The following is a 15,320-nucleotide window of genomic DNA, read 5'->3' as shown; positions in this document are numbered from 1 at the left end:
GCAAGGCCTGCGTCACGGCGGCTGCAGAGGCGCGCCTCAGCCGATGGCTTTGACGAGGGCATCGTTGAAGGCGGGCAGGTCGTCCGGTTTGCGGCTGGTGATGAGGTTGCCGTCGGTCACGAGTTCCTGGTCGACCCAGGTCGCGCCGGCGTTGCGCAGGTCCGTCTGCAGGCTCGGCCAGGACGTGACCGTCTTGCCTTGCACGACGTCGGCCTCGATCAAGGTCCATGGCGCGTGACAGATGGCCGCCACCGGCTTGCCCGAGTCCACGAACGTCTTCACGAAGCTCACCGCGGCATCATCGGTGCGAAGTGCGTCCGGGTTGGCCACGCCGCCAGGAAGCACCAGCGCTGCGAAGTCGTCGACCGACGCGTCGCCGACGGCCTGGTCCACCGGCCGCTTCTCGGCCGCGGTCAGGTGGTCGAAGGTCTGCACCTCGCCGGTCTTCGGGCTGAGCAGCACCGGCTGGTGACCGGCCTTCGAGACAGCCTCCCAGGGCTCGGTGAGTTCCACCCGCTCGATCCCTTCGGCGGCCACCAGGAACGCGACCTTCTTGCTGTCTGCCATATCCGTTCACCCTCTCGCTGTGTGATGTCGCGCCCCCTGTACCCGGTCCTCACGATTTGAAGAGGGCGCTGTACGCATTCAGGGCGAGTTGGCCACCGAGGTGGGCGTAGAGGACGTTCGACGTCCGCGGGATGTCGCCCGAGCTGACCAGGTCGATCAGGCCGGCCATCGATTTGCCTTCGTAGACCGGGTCGAGGATGACGCCTTCGAGGCTGCCGGTGAGCCGGATCGCGTCGAGCGTCGAGGCGACCGGGATCCCGTAGTACTCGCCGGCCCAGCCTCCCAGCACGGTGATCTCGTCGTCGCGGAGGTCACGCCCGAGGCCGATCAGTTCCGCCGTACCGCGGGCGATCCGCTCGACCTGGGCGCGGGTCTGCTCGATCTTGGCCGACGCGTCGATCCCGATCACCCGGCGCGGCCGGTCCTGACCCGCGAACCCGGCAATCATGCCGGCGTGGGTCGAACCGGTGACGGAGCAGACCACGACCGTGTCGAAGAAGATGCCGAGCTCGGCCTCCTGCCGCTGCACCTCGTCGGCCCAGTTGGCGAAGCCGAGACCGCCCAGGCGGTGGTCGGAGGCGCCGGCCGGGATCGCGTACGGAACACCGCCGGCCGAGCGGATCTCCTCCAGCGCGTTCTCCCAGCTCTCCTTGAAGCCGATGCCGAAACCGGCGTCGACCAGTTCGACCTGGGCGCCCATGATCCGCGACAGCAGGATGTTGCCGACGCGATCGTTGACCGGGTCGGGCCAGTCCACCCAGCTCTCCTGGACCAGCCGCGCCTTGAGTCCGAGTGACGCCGCGACCGCGGCGACCTGGCGGGTGTGGTTGGACTGCACCCCGCCGATCGTGACGAGGTGGGTGGCGCCTCGGGCGAGCGCATCGGGCATTAGGTACTCGAGCTTGCGGGTCTTGTTGCCGCCGAACGCGAGGCCCGAGTTGCAGTCCTCGCGCTTCGCCCAGATCGCCGCGCCGCCGAGGTGCGCGGAGAGGCGCTTGAGCGGGTGGACCGGGCTCGGACCGAAGGTCAGTGGGTACCGCGGGAAGTCGCTCAAGCTCATTGGTCGCGCTCCGATTCCATGGCCAGCAAGGGTTCCAGGGTCTGCCAGTTCTCCCGGGCCGCGAGTCCGGCGGCGGCCGCGTCGCCGGCCGCTGCCAGGGTGATGATCCGCTCGTGCATCGCTACCGACGACCGGCCGGACAGCGACGAGAACTGGACGCGCTCGATCCGGCGCAGCATCGGCGTGACCTGCTCCAGTACTGCGCGCAGCATCGGGTTCGCGCTGGCGACGACGGCGACGTCGTGGAAGTCGTCGTCGGCTTTGAGTGCGGCGTCGACGTCGTTGGCCCGCAACGCCTTGGCGAACCGGTCGTTCGCCTCGCGCATCGCCGAGAGTTCGTGATCCGACATGAGCGGAACGGCTTCCCGTACTGCGAGTTCGTGCATCGCCGCTGCTACGAGTTGGGCCGATCGCGTCTGTCGGAGATCCAGGGGGCTCACGATGGTGAACCTGCCGGGCTTGGTCTGCACCAGCCCGGACTGTTCGAGCCGGGCGAGCGCCTCGCGGATCGGCGTACGGCTGATGCCGAGCCAGGCGACGAGTTCGGGATCGCTCAATCGCTCGCCTGGCGCCAGCGTGCCGTCGACGATCGCGTCCCGGATCGCCCGGTAGGCGTCGTCGCGCAGCAGGGACCGGGCAACGAGGCCCTGGGTCTGGGGGATTGGCATGCAATATATTGCACACGAAATGTGACCGGCGTCAATCGCAGAACAGGACGGATAGCGTCTGGAACCCGCTTTACGATGGCGCTCATGGAAGCTCAGTACGGACCGCATCGGTTCTCCGGCGGCGGCGACGAGACCACGGCCTACCAGGGGGCGACCTTCGAGGTCGCGGATCTGCGCGGCGCGAGGTTGCGGGACTGCGATCTGAGCGGGGTCAAGATCATCGACTCCACGCTGGTCGATGTCGACATCTCCGGCTACGTGAGCAGCCTGGTCGTCAACGGCGTCGACGTGACCGCCTTCGTGGAGTCCGAGCTGGACCGGCTTCATCCCGAGCGGGTCCAGCTCCGCTCGATCGGTTCAGCCGACGACTTCCGCGCCATGTGGACCACCATCGAGCAACTCTGGGCAGAGACCACGGCTCGCGCCGACCGACTACCGGCTCCGGCGCGGCAGCCTGTGGATAACCCGGCTGGAGCGGCGGAAGAAGCATTAGACTTTGCAAGGAAGGACAGAGGGCAGCACCAGCGGGTCGACGGCGAGTGGTCGTTCGCCGAGACACTGCGGCACCTCATCTTCATCACCGACGCGTGGGCGAGCCGGACGATCCTCGATCAGGAGCGGCCCTACCATCCGATCGGCATCACCCAGAGCTGGTATCGCACCGAGGACGCGAAGGCCCTCGGTATCGACCCCGACGCGAACCCGAAGTACGAGGAAGTGCTGGGAGTACGGGCCGACCGGATGGCCGTGGTTCGCCGGATCGTCGACGAACTCAGCGATGCCGAGCTGGGGCGGGTCTGCGCGCGGACGCCGGCCCCCGGTTATCCCGAGGAGGATCGGCCCGTGAGCGAATGCCTGTGGGTCGTGATGGAGGAAGAGATCGAGCACCACCGCTACGCAACCCGGGACCTGAGCACGCTGGAATCCCGGTGACGCGGACGGGCCGCCGGTAGTTGCCGGCGGCCCGTATTTGGCAGGGGTGACTACTGGATGTCGTCGTCCTGGCCGTCCAGGGAGTCGAGGCGGTCCTTCGCCATGTCGCCGCCCTGGTCGATCTTGTCGCCGTACTTGCCGCCGGTCTTCTCGTCCAGCGCATCGCCGGCCTTGTCCACGCCTTCGCCGATCTTGTCGCCCTGGCTGTCGACTGCGTCGGCGGCCTTGTCCTTGAAACTGTCGAAAGCACTCATCTCGCCGAACTTCCTTCCCGTTGGCGCCCCGTTGGAACCGTCTGGGGTGTAGCCGAGACGCTCCTGATGTTCACTCTGCGTGCCAGGTGCCCATCGATCCGGTTGCCAAACGCAAGAACCTCAGGAAGCCGTCCGGGCGAAGATCACGGTCGTCGCGCCGCTGTCCTCGACGCGGCTGCCGGTTCGTTCGAATCCGCACTTCTCGGCCACCCGGATCGACGCCGCGTTTCCTTCGTCCGCCTCCAGGATCAGCCGGCTGAGTCGCAGTTGGCCCAAGGCCCAGCCGCTCACCAGTTCGACCGCCCGTGGCGCGATGCCCTGACCGCGATGGGCGGGGAAGACGCTGTACGCGATCGTCGCCACCTCGTCGTCGCGGAACTGCAGGTTCACGATGCCGATCGGTTCGTCGGAATCGGCGGCCGCGATCACCATCGGTGCCGCTTGCCCGGTCCGCCATGCCTCGGCGTTCCGGTCCAGGCTGGTCCGCCGAGCCTCGGCGTCCATCGGTGGATCCGTCAACCACCGCAGGCTTTCCGGATCGTGACTGGCCGCCGCGATCGCCGCCAGGTCGGACTCGCGTCGCAGCCTCACCGCCACCGCCCCGTCCGTCAACGGTTCACCCGGCGGCTCGATCGGCCCGGATCGTCCCATGCTCTGCTCCTTCCGCGTTCTCGAACACCACATCAGAGCACGCGGAAGGAGCAGGCGGTCCAGGATCAGGGTTTGTAGACGGCGGCGCTGTTGTAGAGCTTGTTGGTGAAGGACGAGATGTAGGTGTGGCTGTCGGTGCCGCCGAGGTCGTAGGTGAGGAACACGCCGTACCCCTCGTTCACCGTGCGGGTCGCCAGGCTCGCCGCGGTCGACGTGCTGGTCGCGTTGATCTGGATGGCGGCAGGGGAGAGCTTGGACTTGTCGCTCGGACCGCGCGGTACGGACCAGGTGCCGTAGTACGGGTTCCAGGCGTAGTCGAAGGTGTTGGCGATGCTCTGGCCGTTGTAGGCCAGCCGCTCGGCCGACGGGCCGATGTCGTACAGGGTGATCAGCTTGGTCGGCAGCTTCTGGCGCAACGCCGAGACCAGGTAGAAGAACGAGCTGTCGTTCGGCTGGCCGGTGCCGTTGTTGCCGTACTCCGCGTACTCGTCGTCGAAGTCGATCCCGTCCAGCCCGTACTGCGTGACCGCGTCCGCCAGCTCCTGGGCGAACGCCTCGGCCGCCTGCTGGGACGGGAAGTTGGCGAACCCGGCACCCTGGTGGTTGCCCAGCACGGACAGCAGCACCTTGATGCCCTTGGCCTGCAGCGGCCGGACCTCGGTCGCGACGTTGTCGAGGACGCGCTGGACGTTCTCGTTGAAGGACAGGTAGGCCTTCGTGCCGTCGTAGTTGATGTTGGCGGCGAAGATGACCCCGATGTCGAACACCTGGGCGCCGCCGTTGGCGAGTGTGTACTTGCCGACGTTCACCATGCTGTTGTTGTTGACCTCGACGTAGGCGACCGAGATCGGGCCGGACTTCGCCGCGTGCCGGCACGCGGGCCGCGCCGCGGCGGCCGGGCCGGCCGAGGTCACTCCGGTCGCTGCGGCGGCGGTGCCGGCCGCGAGCAGGGACAACAAGGTCCTGCGCCGCATGAGCTCTTGACTCATTCTCAACTCCTCTTCGGGCGGGCGGGAGAGCGCTATACCGGTTAACCATCCGTGACCCGCCCAAGAGGCTGCCTGTGGGTCAGGGAGATAAACCGGTATAGCTCCCAGATCATCGAACGGCTCGCACCCTGTGTCAAGACGTGACCACGCCCGGTCAGCTCAGCAAGTTGTACCCCGGCAGCCGGGTCAGGCCGCGACCTCGTAAGTGAGCAGGACGAGGCCGTCGCCGACACTGCGGGATCCGGTGAGCCGCAGGTCCCGCACTTTGCCGGCCGAGGCGAGCGGCCGGTCGCCGGCACCGGCGATACACGGGTAGACCATCAACCGGAGTTCGTCCACCAGGCCGTGTTCCATCAGCGTGGGGACGAGTCGGCCGCTGGCGTAGACCACGATGTCCCCGTCCAGCGCCTCCTTCAGTTTCGAGACCTCGGTCACCACCTCTCCGCGCAGTACGGTCGAGTTGGCCCACTCGAGGTCCTCCAGGGTCGAGGACACGACGTACTTCGGCAGGCTTCGCAACCTGTCCGCCCAGTCGCCGGTCCGCGAGCCCCAGCCCCGCGCCATGAAGTACTCGTAGCTGCGTCGGCCCATCAGCAGGGCCGCGGCACTCTGCGCCTCCTCGAACTCGGACAAGGCCCAGGCCTCGCGATCCCCGGCGCCGATGGTGTTGAACCAGCCGCCGCGCTCGAAGCCGTCGTCCCCGGTCGGGTCCTGTACGACGCCGTCGACCGTGATGGTCTCGCTGATGACGATCCTGCCCATCTCGGGTCCTCCCATGGTTGTGTGTGACTGTCACCGATACAGACACCGGCTGCGTGGGACAGGGGCCGCCCCTTTCCGGCCTCGCGCGGTGTCCGTACGCGTGATGGGGTTTGCCGAGAGGAAGGTGGGCGACGTGGCGACCGACCTGATTTCCAGGGCGCGCGCGGGCGACGGGGAGGCGTTCCGGCGGCTGACCGAGCCGTACCGCCGCGAGTTGCAAGTGCATTGCTACCGGATGCTCGGTTCGCTGCAGGACGCCGAGGACACCTTGCAGGACACGTTGCTCGCGGCCTGGCGCGGCTTCGGCGGGTACGAGCAGCGCGCCTCGCTGCGGACTTGGCTCTACCGGATCGCCACCAATCAGTGCCTCAATACGCGCCGGTCAGCCGCGCGCCGCCCCGCCAAGGCGTGGGACGTGCCGAACGTCGAACCGCCCGAACCGACCCGTCTGGGTGAGGTCGTCTGGCTGGAGCCGATCCCGGACCTCCTGCTCGAAGGCCCGGAGGCCCGCTTCGAGCAGACCGAGTCCATCTCGCTGGCCTTCGTGACGGCCCTCCAGACGTTGCCACCACGCCAGGTCGCCGTACTGATCCTGCGGGACGTCCTGGAATTCCCCGCGGCCGAGGTGGCCGGGATGCTGGACACGACCGTCGAGTCGGTCAAGAGCGCTCTCAAACGGGCGCGGGCGGGGCTGCGGCAGGTCCACGGTCGCGAACGGCCGCCCGCTGCCGGTTCGGCCGCTGAGAACGCGATCGTGGCGAGGTTCGTCCGGGCGTGGGAGTCAGCCGATCTGGACGCGCTGCTGACGCTGCTGACCGACGACATCACGCTGGCGATGCCGCCGATTCCCTTCGAGTACGAGGGGCAGGACGTCGTACGCCGGTTCTGCGCCGGCATCTTCGGGGCCGGCCGGAGGTTCGAGCTCGTGCCGACGCGGGCGAACGGTCAGCCTGCGTTCGGGGCGTACCTGCGCGGCGCCGACGGCGTCAGCCACGGCACCGGGCTCTACGTGCTCAGCCTGGCCGGCGACCGGATCAGTGCCATGACCCGCTTCGAGAACGGCGTCCTCGACGCGTTCGGGTTGCCGCGGTCGCTGCCGAGCCGGTGACAAGCGGCGTGATTCTGGGCGGATCGCACATATCCGGCGGATTCGTGGGCACTAGGGGTGCCTAGCGAAGGGAGGTTCCCGATGGGAGCCGGAGACAAGATGAAGAATGCTGCCGACAAGCTCAAGGGTGACGCCAAGGAGAAGGTCGGCGACGCCACGGACAACGAAGACCTGCAGGCCGAGGGCCGGGTCGAGGAAAGCAAGGCCGACCTCAAGCAGGCCACCGAGAAGGCCAAGGACGCCTTCAAGGGATGACACGCGTGTAACCAGGACTCCTTGGGTACTCGGACCGCACGACTATCGGACCGGACCCAAGGAGTCGCTGATGTTACGGACGCTGGCGCTCGTCGCCGCAGTCCTGGCCGTTCTGGCCGGCTGTGGCGATCCGGATCAGAAGATGCTGACCGAGGGCGCACGCGCGGCCCGCGACGCTGCCTCTGAAGTCGGAACCGCGCGACTGGCCGCCGAGTCCGTGCTCGACCACAAACTCTGGAACGCCCCGGCGACGCAGGTCGTCTCCGACGCCGAGAAGTCGATCGGCAAGGTCGCCACCACGTTCGACGCCCTGCAGCCCAAGACCGGTCGTTCGCGCGCGACCTACGACTCGTACTCGAAGGCGCTCTCGACCGCTGAGGACGAGATCACCGATCTGCGGATCGCGCTGACCAACAACGATCTCGGCACCGTGGCCGACCAGGTCACCCAGCTGCAGACGCTCGGCCAGCAGTTGCACCGGCTCGGGGAGCAGGCGAAATGAAGAAGTTGCTCGCCGTCACGCTCGGCATCCTGACGGCGATCGGCGGCTTCGTCGACATCGGGGACCTGGTCACCAACGCGCTGGTCGGCGCCCGGTTCGGGATGCGGCTGGCCTGGGTGGTGGTGGTCGGCGTGATCGGCATCTGCCTGTACGCCGAGATGTCGGGCCGGGTGGTCGCGATGTCGGGACGGCCGGTGTTCGACCTGATTCGCGAGCGGCTCGGCCGGCGTACCGGCTTGTTCGCCCTCACCGCGTCGTTCCTGGTCACGCTGCTGACCCTGATCGCCGAGATCGGTGGCGTGGCGCTGGCCTTCGAACTGGCCAGCGGGGTGAACTACCTGCTCTGGATGCCGCTGGCCGCGATCGCCGTGTGGCTGGTGATCTGGCGGGTCAAGTTCTCCCACCTGGAGAAGGTCTTCGGCCTGCTGGGTCTGTTGCTCATCGTCTTCGCCGTGGCGCTGTGGAAGCTCGGCCCGAACTGGGGCCAACTGGCACACCAGGTCACTCATCCGGTGCCGACCGGTCACGAAACCTGGCTGACCTACGCGTACTACGCGATCGCGTTGTTCGGTGCCGCGATGACGCCGTACGAGGTGTTCTTCTTCTCCTCCGGCGGGGTCGAGGAGAAGTGGGGCCGCAAGGATCTCGGCGTCGAGCGCGCGAACGTCTACCTCGGCTTCCCGCTGGGCGGCCTGCTGTCGCTGGCGATCGCCGGCTGTACTGCGGTGCTCTTCCTGCCGGCCGGGATCAAGGTCGAGACCCTCGGCCAGGTCACCCTTCCGACAGCCGTTGCCTTGGGCAAACTCGGGCTGGCGATCGTGCTGGTCGGCGTGTTCGCGGCCACCTTCGGCGCGGCCCTGGAGACGGCGCTGTCGTGCGGTTACACGATCGCGCAGTACTTCGGGTGGCAGTGGGGCAAGTTCGTCCGGCCGCGGCAGGCCTCCCGGTTCCACCTGATCATCATCATCTGCCTGGTGCTGTCGATCCTGGTCCTGCTGACCGCGGTGGATCCGGTGAAGGTGACGGAGTACTCGGTGGTCTTCGCGGCGATGGCCCTGCCGCTGACCTATCTGCCGATCCTGATCATCGCCAACGATCCCGACTACATGGGCGAGGCGACCAACGGCCGGGTGCTGAACTTCCTGGCCCTGATCTATCTAGGACTGTTGCTGTTGGCATCGATCGCGGCGATACCACTGATGATCATCACGAAGGCGGGGCAATGAGATGACCGGGAAGATCCTGCACGCGCAGCTGCACCTGATGGACCGGCAGCTGATCGACTACCGCAGCGGCGCCCTGCTCGGCAAGGTCGACGACGTGGAGCTGGACCTCAGTTCCGAGATACCGACTGTCGCCGCGCTGATCTCCGGGCACCAGCGGATCCCGGCGGCCGATATCGCCGAGATCGACAGTGCCGTGAAGATCACGCCGTACCAGTTGAACCTGACCAAGGGGGACGACTGGGTCGAGCAGCATCTGATCGGCAAGATTCCGGGAGCCGGCGATGAGACTGAGTGAGCTGCTCGGAGTACGGGTCGTCGGTGCCCACGGCAACAACATCGGCACGGTGGCGGATGTCCGGCTGGTGCAGGACGGCCCGCTGCAGCAGTCGAAACAGGCGGCGCTGCGGGTCGACGGGCTGATCGTCGTCGAACGCCGGGTCACCAGACTCTTCGGCTACGAACGGCATGTCGGCCCGGCCCTCCTGCGCCGGATCATCCACAGCCGCCTGGGCGCGGTTCGCTATCTGCCGTGGCAGGACATCGAGCACCTCTCGCCCGACGTCGTCCGCTGCCGCTCCGCCGAGCTACAGCTCTTCGAGGAGCTACCCGACCGCCTCGACCAGCACCCGCTCCCCAGCCACTGACCCAAGCGCTGACATCAGCCGGTTGAGGTCAGCCGGTGATGTCCGCGGCCAGCTTCTCGGCGTCCGGTTTGCTGAAGCCCGACGCGATCTGCACGTCGCCGCCGGGAATCGCTGACATCACGGTGGGTGCGCTCACCACGCGACCGCGAACCACGATCGCGAGCTGGTTCTGCGGCGGCTTCTTCTGGGCCAGGTCCGTGGTGAGATCGCCGAACAACCGGGCTCCCGCGGAGTCCAGCTTCAGATTCACGTACCAGTCGGAGTTCTGGCCGGCGACCGCCTTCACCTGGGTCACGTTGCTGCCGTCCAGCTCCACCTTGCCGAGCGAGTACCGGTTCCCCGCCGAATCGCAGGCCACCCCGGCCTGCGCGGCATCACATGTGCCCGGCTCGGCTTTGACAACCCGCCTGAACTCCACCGATTCAGGCGCAGCCGGCCGGCTCCGCGACGCACTGTCCGCCTTGTGGTCATCACCTCTGAGAAGCACCACAGCCCCCACCGCCACGACGACCACGAGCACCAGCGCGAGCACGCCCACCAACACCAACGCCCCCCGCCCCTTCTTCGGCGGAGGCCCCGCGTACTGCGGCCCGCCGTACTGCGGCCCGCCGTACTGTGGACCCCCGTACTGCGGCGACTGCGAACTGTCACTCATCCCGCAAATCTATCGCCGCCGAGAGTCACCGCTTCCTGTCTAAGCTCGCCTCATGACGGCACCGGAGGTCTCCCTACGCCTCCTGGCGGCGTCCGATGTGGTGCGGTCGCGCGGCTCGGCCTCGACTACGGGTTCGGTCAGCTCGGCCTCGACGAGATCTGGGCCGAAGCCGTCGACGCCAATCACGCCTCGGTTCGTATCCTCAGCGCTCTCGGTATGGCCGAGATCGGCCGCGGGGAGGACGAGTTGTTCCTGGGGAGGCCGAGCTTCTACCGGCAGTTCCGTCTCGCCCGCCCGGGGTGAAAGTGGGGTGCGGTTGTCGGTGGGGGCGGTTACGGTCTGTCGGGTGCTGACTCTGCTCCGGTATGCCGTTCGGGTAGCGCCCGGGAGCACGGTGCTGACCATGGGGTTGGCCGTGCTGGGATCAGTGCTGGGGATGGCCGTCACGTTGCTCACCGGCCGGGTCGTGGGTGCTGTGCCGGACGTGATCAACGATGCGCCCGGAGCCATGTCGCTCGCCGGGTTCAGTTGGCTGCTCGCGGGGCTGTTGGTCGTGTTCGTCGTGGACAGTCTGCAGCCCGCGGTCCAGCAGGTCGCCTCGCTCACCATGGACGCGGCGGTCACGCGGGAGATCGGCATCGGGATCACGCGGCCGCTGCTTGGTCCGCGCCGGATCGCGCACCTCGAGGACACCGAAGTACTGAATGTCCAGGAGCAGGCGAAGGGCAAGGGCGGCTTCCATCTCGCGCAGGGTCTGTCGAATCTGCCCTGGTTGCTCGCCAGCCGGGTCACGCTCGTCGGCTCGGCGGTCATCGTCGGCGTGATGTTCTCCTGGCTGGTCGCGGCGCTGCTGTTCGCGGTGACGATCTTCCTCGAGTGGTTCACCGGCAAGATGGTCGAGCGGGAGATCGACGTCTGGTGGGGCAACACCGAGGAGCAGCGCCGCGCCGGCTACGTCTTCGACCTCGGGATGCGCGACGCGCCCAAAGAGCTCCGCGTCTTCGGCCTGAACAACTGGCTCGTACGCCGGTATGTGCACGAATGGAACGCGGGCCTGCGGACCGTCTGGGAGCGCCGCCACCAGAACGTGTACTGGTCCTTCCTCACCGGCGCCCTGCATCTGGCCGCGAACGGGTTCGCGATCGTGCTGGTCGGCCGTGCCGCGCTGGCCGGCGACCTCCCGCTCACCCAGGTCGCCACGACCGTGCCGGCCATCCTCGCGATCGGTGTGTCCATGAACGGGTACGGCGTGGCCCAGGTGCGCCGCGGCCTTTCGGCGTACCGGGCGATGGAGAAGCTGCCCGGCACCATCGCCGAGCGGCACCCCGAGCCGGTCGTGACGAGCCGGCACCGGGTCGAGACCATGCCGGCGCGCGAGATCCGCTTCGAGAAGGTGAGTTTCCGGTACCCCGGTTCCGGCCACGAGGTGCTCCGGGAGCTCGACCTGACGATCCATGCGCACCAGGCGCTCGCGCTGGTCGGCGTCAACGGGGCCGGCAAGTCGACCCTGGTGAAGTTGCTCGGCGGGGCATATCGACCGACCAGCGGCCGGATCACCGTCGACGGAGTGGACCTCGCCGAGCTGGACCTGGCCGCCTGGCAACGACGCGTCGCCGCGATCGTCCAGGACTTCCTGCGCTTCCCGCTGTCGGTGACCGACAACGTCGTGTTCGGCGCGGTGGAGCGCGCTGACGACAAGGCCGCGCTCGCGAAGGTCGCGCGCGAAGCGGGCATCGACGACGTCGTACGCCGGTTGCCGAGCGGCTGGGAAACCGTGCTGGACAAGACTTTCGACGGCGGTGTCGACCTTTCCGGTGGTGAGTGGCAACGAGTCGCGCTGGCGCGAGCGCTGTTCGCCGTACAGGCCGGGGCCGGTGTGCTCGTTCTCGACGAGCCCGCTGCCGCGCTGGATGTGCGGGCCGAGGCCGAGTTGGTCGAGCGCTACCTCGAGCTGACTTCGGGTGTGGCGTCGTTGATCATCTCCCACCGGTTCTCGGTGGTGCGCAACGCCGACCGGATCTGCGTGCTGGCCGGCGGGCGGATCGTGGAGGACGGGACGCACGAGCAGTTGCTGGACCAGGACGGCACGTATGCCGCGATGTTCCGGCTGCAGGCCGAGCGGTACGTGACTGCCACACTTCCGGAGGACCCGGAGGGCATCGATGCGTAGTCTGCGGATCTTCCGGCTGTGGCTGACGACGTCGTTCCGTGCAGCCCCGTTGCCGATGGCAATCTCCACCGTGCTGGTCGCGGCGCGAGCGGTCACCGCGCCGACGCAGACGTACGGTGTGAGCCGCCTGGTCGACGGTCTGGCGGCTGATCGGCCGAGCACGATCGGGTGGGGGATCGGCATCATCGTCGCCGGCCTGGCGGTCGCGTTCGTCGCCGATGTGGTCGGCTTCCCGCTCCAGACGACCGCGCAGGAACGGATGGCCGGCCGGGTGCACGCCGACCTGCTGGACGTGACGACCGGCATCCCCGGACTGGCGCATCATGAGCGGCCCGATGTCTCCGACCGGCTGGAGATCGTGCGCGAACGAGCCTGGCGGATGGGCGCCGGTTCGGAGGTGCTGCTGTGGCTGTTCGGTACGGTGACGAACACCGTGACCGTGCTCAGCCTGCTCGGCTCGGTGCACCCGTTGCTGCTGTTGTTGCCCTTGCTCGGCACAGCGCGGATCTGGTCGGCGTACCTGAGCAGTACGCGGCAGCAAAAGGCTTGGGAAGACTCGATGCCGCAGGAGCGCCTGGTCGACCGGCTCATCGAGGTGGCGAAGGATCCGCGGACCGGCCTGGAGTTGCGGGTCTTCGGACTCGGCCAGGTGTTGCTGGACAGAATCTTCTCCTTGCAGACCGAGAGATTCCGGCGCCGGGTCGACGCGGCCCGCTGGGGCGGGAAGGTCGACGGGGCGGTGCGCCTGGTGTTCGGCCTCGCGTACGCCGGTGCTGTGGTCTGGGTGGTCGCCCGGGCGCGGGCCGGAGAGCAGACGGCGGGCGACGTCGTACTGGTGTTGCTGCTGGCGTCGCAGGTCGATCAGATGACCGGTGGCATCGCGCAGAACGTGTACTGGGTGGGTGAGGTCGTGCGCAGCTTCAGCCGCTACGACTGGCTTCGGGAGTATGCGAAGGACAACTCGTGGAAAGCCGGTACTACGCCGGCGCCGGCGCGGCTCACGTCGGGGATCGAATTGCGGAACGTTGGATTCGCCTATCCCGGTGCGGATTCCGCGGTGCTCAGTGGGATCGACCTGCGTCTGCCCGCGGGCTCGGCGATCGCGCTGGTCGGTGAGAACGGCGCGGGGAAGACGACGCTGGTGAAGCTGCTCGCGCGGATGTACGACCCGACGACCGGACAGGTGCTGGTCGACGGGACCGACCTGGCCTCGATCGCACCGGATTCGTGGCGAGCACAGCTTTCGGCCGGATTCCAGGACTTCGTGAAGTTCGAACTGATCGTGCGGGAGGTCGTCGGCCTGGGCGACGTCGGCCGGATGTCGGATGAGGCTGCCGTCGGGCTCGCGGTCTCGCGGGGTGACGCGGAGTCGGTCGTCGCGGGATTGCCGCGTGGCCTGGATACCCAACTGGGTAAGAAGTTCACCGACGGCGTGGAGTTGTCCGGTGGCCAATGGCAACGACTTGCACTGGCTCGTGCCTTCATGCGCGAACGCCCCCTGCTGTTGCTGCTCGACGAGCCGACCGCAGCGCTGGATCCGGAAGCCGAGCACCGGCTCTACGAGCAGTACGCCGCGGCCGCCAAGATCGCAGCCGCCGAGACCGGTGGCATCACCGTCCTCGTCTCACACCGCTTCTCGACCGTCCGGATGGCCGACCTCATCGTCGTCATGCACCAGGGCCGCATCGAAGAGGTAGGCACCCACGAAGCCCTGCTCGCCGCCAACACCCGCTACGCCGACCTCTTCAACCTCCAGGCCCGCGCCTACCGCTGACCGGCAACTTCAGGGCCCCTTGGCGCATCTAGCAGGTGTCCAAGGGGGCACCGTGAAATCTCTTCACAGCAATCATCCTGTCCATCTCCGCCGACCTCTCCGCGCCGCATGACCACCACGGTTGCGTTGCCGGACGAGTACACCTTCCGTCCGCCTGAGCCGAACGACGCCGAGGCGATCGTCGACCTGCTCTCCGCCTACAACCTGGCGATGATCGGGTTCCCCGACTGCACGCTGGACGGCGTGACCGCCTTCCTCGCCGAGCCCGGCTTCGATCGCGGCACCGACAGTTGGCTCGTACTCGCCGGGAACGGCCTGCCGATCGGGCTGGCAGCCTCGTTCGGCCTGGGCGATCGGCAGGTGGTGCAGATCGATCTGACATCGCAAGAGCCTGCGGTGGCGGCCTGGTTGTTCGAACGGGCGACCCGCCGTGCCCGCGAGATGGGACACGAGCGCGGCCACGCCCAGGTCACCGTCGACTTCTTCATCTTTCGTGCCGACGAGCCGCTGCGTGCGTTGTTGAGCGACCGCGGCTGCGCATTCGGTACGACGTACCACCGGATGCGGATCGACCACACCGCGGACGCCACCGTTCCGGGCCTGCCCGAGGGCGTCGTGGTTCGCCGCGGGGCGTTTGACGACGCGGCACGGTGGGCGGCCCACGAGGTGGTCATCGAAAGTTTCCGCGGCCAGTTCGGTTTCGTTCCCCGGCCACACGACGAGTGGGTCGAGGCACTCGAGGCGCTTCCGACGTTCGACTGGTCCCAACTGACTGTGCTGGAGGTGGGCGGGCGGGCCGTCGCGGTCCGGCAGTGCAACGACGGGTTCGTCGAGAAGGAGAACTGTGGACACATCGCGATGCTCGGCGTGCTCGAAGAGTTCCGCGGGCGGGGACTGGCGAGGTTCCTGCTGCGCGACGCCTTCGCCCTCGATGCGGCGGCCGGGCGGGCCGGCACGATGCTGCACGTCGACACGAACAACCCGACCCCGGCGCTCGGCCTCTACCTGTCGGTCGGCATGAACCCCATCCTCGTCATTGACGGGCTGCGCTGCGTTCTCACCACCGGCCGGCTTGGAAGCTGACGGAATCGGGTACCGGAGG

General features: G+C 67.8%; 18 protein-coding genes. 10 read left to right on the top strand and 8 right to left on the bottom strand.

Features of this window, described 5'->3' with window-relative positions:
- Window positions 1-36: 36 nt before the first annotated feature.
- The 3 genes from EV138_RS08135 to EV138_RS08125 are packed head-to-tail and all read right to left on the bottom strand — an operon-like array spanning window position 37 to window position 2,295.
- Window positions 37-567, bottom strand: coding sequence for a type 1 glutamine amidotransferase domain-containing protein (locus tag EV138_RS08135; protein WP_133977788.1), 531 nt, complete (start codon window positions 565-567; stop codon window positions 37-39).
- A gap of 49 nt (window positions 568-616) precedes the next feature.
- Window positions 617-1,627: a 1-aminocyclopropane-1-carboxylate deaminase gene (locus EV138_RS08130; RefSeq protein WP_133977787.1), complete on the bottom strand. Its 1,011-nt coding sequence runs from the start codon at window positions 1,625-1,627 to the stop codon at window positions 617-619.
- On the bottom strand, window positions 1,624-2,295 hold the full coding sequence (locus tag EV138_RS08125) for a GntR family transcriptional regulator (protein WP_133977786.1): 672 nt from the start codon (window positions 2,293-2,295) through the stop codon (window positions 1,624-1,626). The genes EV138_RS08130 and EV138_RS08125 overlap by 4 nt, the downstream gene beginning before the upstream one ends.
- Before the next feature lie 84 nt (window positions 2,296-2,379).
- Here EV138_RS08125 and EV138_RS08120 point away from each other — a divergent pair, with 84 nt between their 5' ends.
- Window positions 2,380-3,228, top strand: a complete 849-nt coding sequence (locus EV138_RS08120; RefSeq protein WP_133977785.1) for a DinB family protein — start codon at window positions 2,380-2,382, stop codon at window positions 3,226-3,228.
- 50 nt (window positions 3,229-3,278) lie between these two features.
- Here the strand turns inward: EV138_RS08120 and EV138_RS08115 are convergent, their stop codons facing one another.
- From EV138_RS08115 to EV138_RS08100, 4 genes are all read right to left on the bottom strand, one after another.
- On the bottom strand, window positions 3,279-3,482 hold the full coding sequence (locus tag EV138_RS08115; RefSeq protein WP_133977784.1) for an antitoxin: 204 nt from the start codon (window positions 3,480-3,482) through the stop codon (window positions 3,279-3,281).
- A gap of 120 nt (window positions 3,483-3,602) precedes the next feature.
- A complete protein-coding gene (locus EV138_RS08110; protein ID WP_166678528.1) occupies window positions 3,603-4,133 on the bottom strand; it encodes a GNAT family N-acetyltransferase in 531 nt (176 codons plus the stop codon).
- 65 nt (window positions 4,134-4,198) lie between these two features.
- Window positions 4,199-5,122, bottom strand: a complete 924-nt coding sequence (locus EV138_RS08105; protein WP_133977782.1) for an endo-beta-N-acetylglucosaminidase H — start codon at window positions 5,120-5,122, stop codon at window positions 4,199-4,201.
- A 186-nt stretch (window positions 5,123-5,308) separates the two neighbouring features.
- Window positions 5,309-5,884, bottom strand: a complete 576-nt coding sequence (locus EV138_RS08100) for a dihydrofolate reductase family protein (protein WP_133977781.1) — start codon at window positions 5,882-5,884, stop codon at window positions 5,309-5,311.
- 133 nt (window positions 5,885-6,017) lie between these two features.
- Here EV138_RS08100 and EV138_RS08095 point away from each other — a divergent pair, with 133 nt between their 5' ends.
- From EV138_RS08095 to EV138_RS08070, 6 genes are all read left to right on the top strand, one after another.
- Entirely contained in the window at window positions 6,018-6,992 is a 975-nt protein-coding gene (locus tag EV138_RS08095; protein ID WP_202866670.1) for an RNA polymerase subunit sigma-70, read from the top strand.
- A 99-nt stretch (window positions 6,993-7,091) separates the two neighbouring features.
- Window positions 7,092-7,247 carry a CsbD family protein gene (locus EV138_RS08090; RefSeq protein ID WP_238158007.1) on the top strand — a complete coding sequence of 52 codons (156 nt, stop codon included), beginning with the start codon at window positions 7,092-7,094 and terminating at the stop codon, window positions 7,245-7,247.
- 70 nt (window positions 7,248-7,317) lie between these two features.
- The gene (locus EV138_RS08085) at window positions 7,318-7,749 is read left to right on the top strand and encodes a BAR domain-containing protein (RefSeq protein WP_133977778.1); all 432 of its coding nucleotides are present in this window, start codon (window positions 7,318-7,320) and stop codon (window positions 7,747-7,749) included.
- Complete coding sequence (locus EV138_RS08080) at window positions 7,746-8,975, top strand: NRAMP family divalent metal transporter (protein WP_133977777.1); 1,230 nt, start codon at window positions 7,746-7,748, stop codon at window positions 8,973-8,975. The genes EV138_RS08085 and EV138_RS08080 overlap by 4 nt, the downstream gene beginning before the upstream one ends.
- 1 nt (window position 8,976) lies before the next feature.
- The gene (locus EV138_RS08075) at window positions 8,977-9,270 is read left to right on the top strand and encodes a hypothetical protein (RefSeq protein ID WP_133977776.1); all 294 of its coding nucleotides are present in this window, start codon (window positions 8,977-8,979) and stop codon (window positions 9,268-9,270) included.
- Window positions 9,257-9,619, top strand: a complete 363-nt coding sequence (locus tag EV138_RS08070) for a hypothetical protein (protein ID WP_133977775.1) — start codon at window positions 9,257-9,259, stop codon at window positions 9,617-9,619. Before EV138_RS08075 ends, EV138_RS08070 begins: the two co-directional genes overlap by 14 nt.
- A 28-nt stretch (window positions 9,620-9,647) precedes the next feature.
- Here EV138_RS08070 and EV138_RS08065 read toward each other — a convergent pair whose 3' ends face one another.
- Complete coding sequence (locus EV138_RS08065; RefSeq protein ID WP_133977774.1) at window positions 9,648-10,274, bottom strand: SecDF P1 head subdomain-containing protein; 627 nt, start codon at window positions 10,272-10,274, stop codon at window positions 9,648-9,650.
- A 346-nt stretch (window positions 10,275-10,620) separates the two neighbouring features.
- On the opposite strand from EV138_RS08065, the gene EV138_RS08060 reads away from it, so the two are divergent.
- From EV138_RS08060 to EV138_RS08050, 3 genes are all read left to right on the top strand, one after another.
- On the top strand, window positions 10,621-12,444 hold the full coding sequence (locus tag EV138_RS08060; protein ID WP_238158006.1) for an ABC transporter ATP-binding protein: 1,824 nt from the start codon (window positions 10,621-10,623) through the stop codon (window positions 12,442-12,444).
- A complete protein-coding gene (locus EV138_RS08055; RefSeq protein WP_133977772.1) occupies window positions 12,437-14,218 on the top strand; it encodes an ABC transporter ATP-binding protein in 1,782 nt (593 codons plus the stop codon). The genes EV138_RS08060 and EV138_RS08055 overlap by 8 nt, the downstream gene beginning before the upstream one ends.
- A gap of 108 nt (window positions 14,219-14,326) precedes the next feature.
- Window positions 14,327-15,301: a GNAT family N-acetyltransferase gene (locus tag EV138_RS08050; protein WP_133977771.1), complete on the top strand. Its 975-nt coding sequence runs from the start codon at window positions 14,327-14,329 to the stop codon at window positions 15,299-15,301.
- The last annotated feature ends 19 nt before the right edge of the window (window positions 15,302-15,320 follow it).

The organism is Kribbella voronezhensis, assembly GCF_004365175.1.
Classification (GTDB): Bacteria; Actinomycetota; Actinomycetes; order Propionibacteriales; family Kribbellaceae; genus Kribbella; species Kribbella voronezhensis.
Note: the sequence above shows the minus strand (reverse complement) of the source record. Positions and strands in the feature narration are given on the sequence as shown.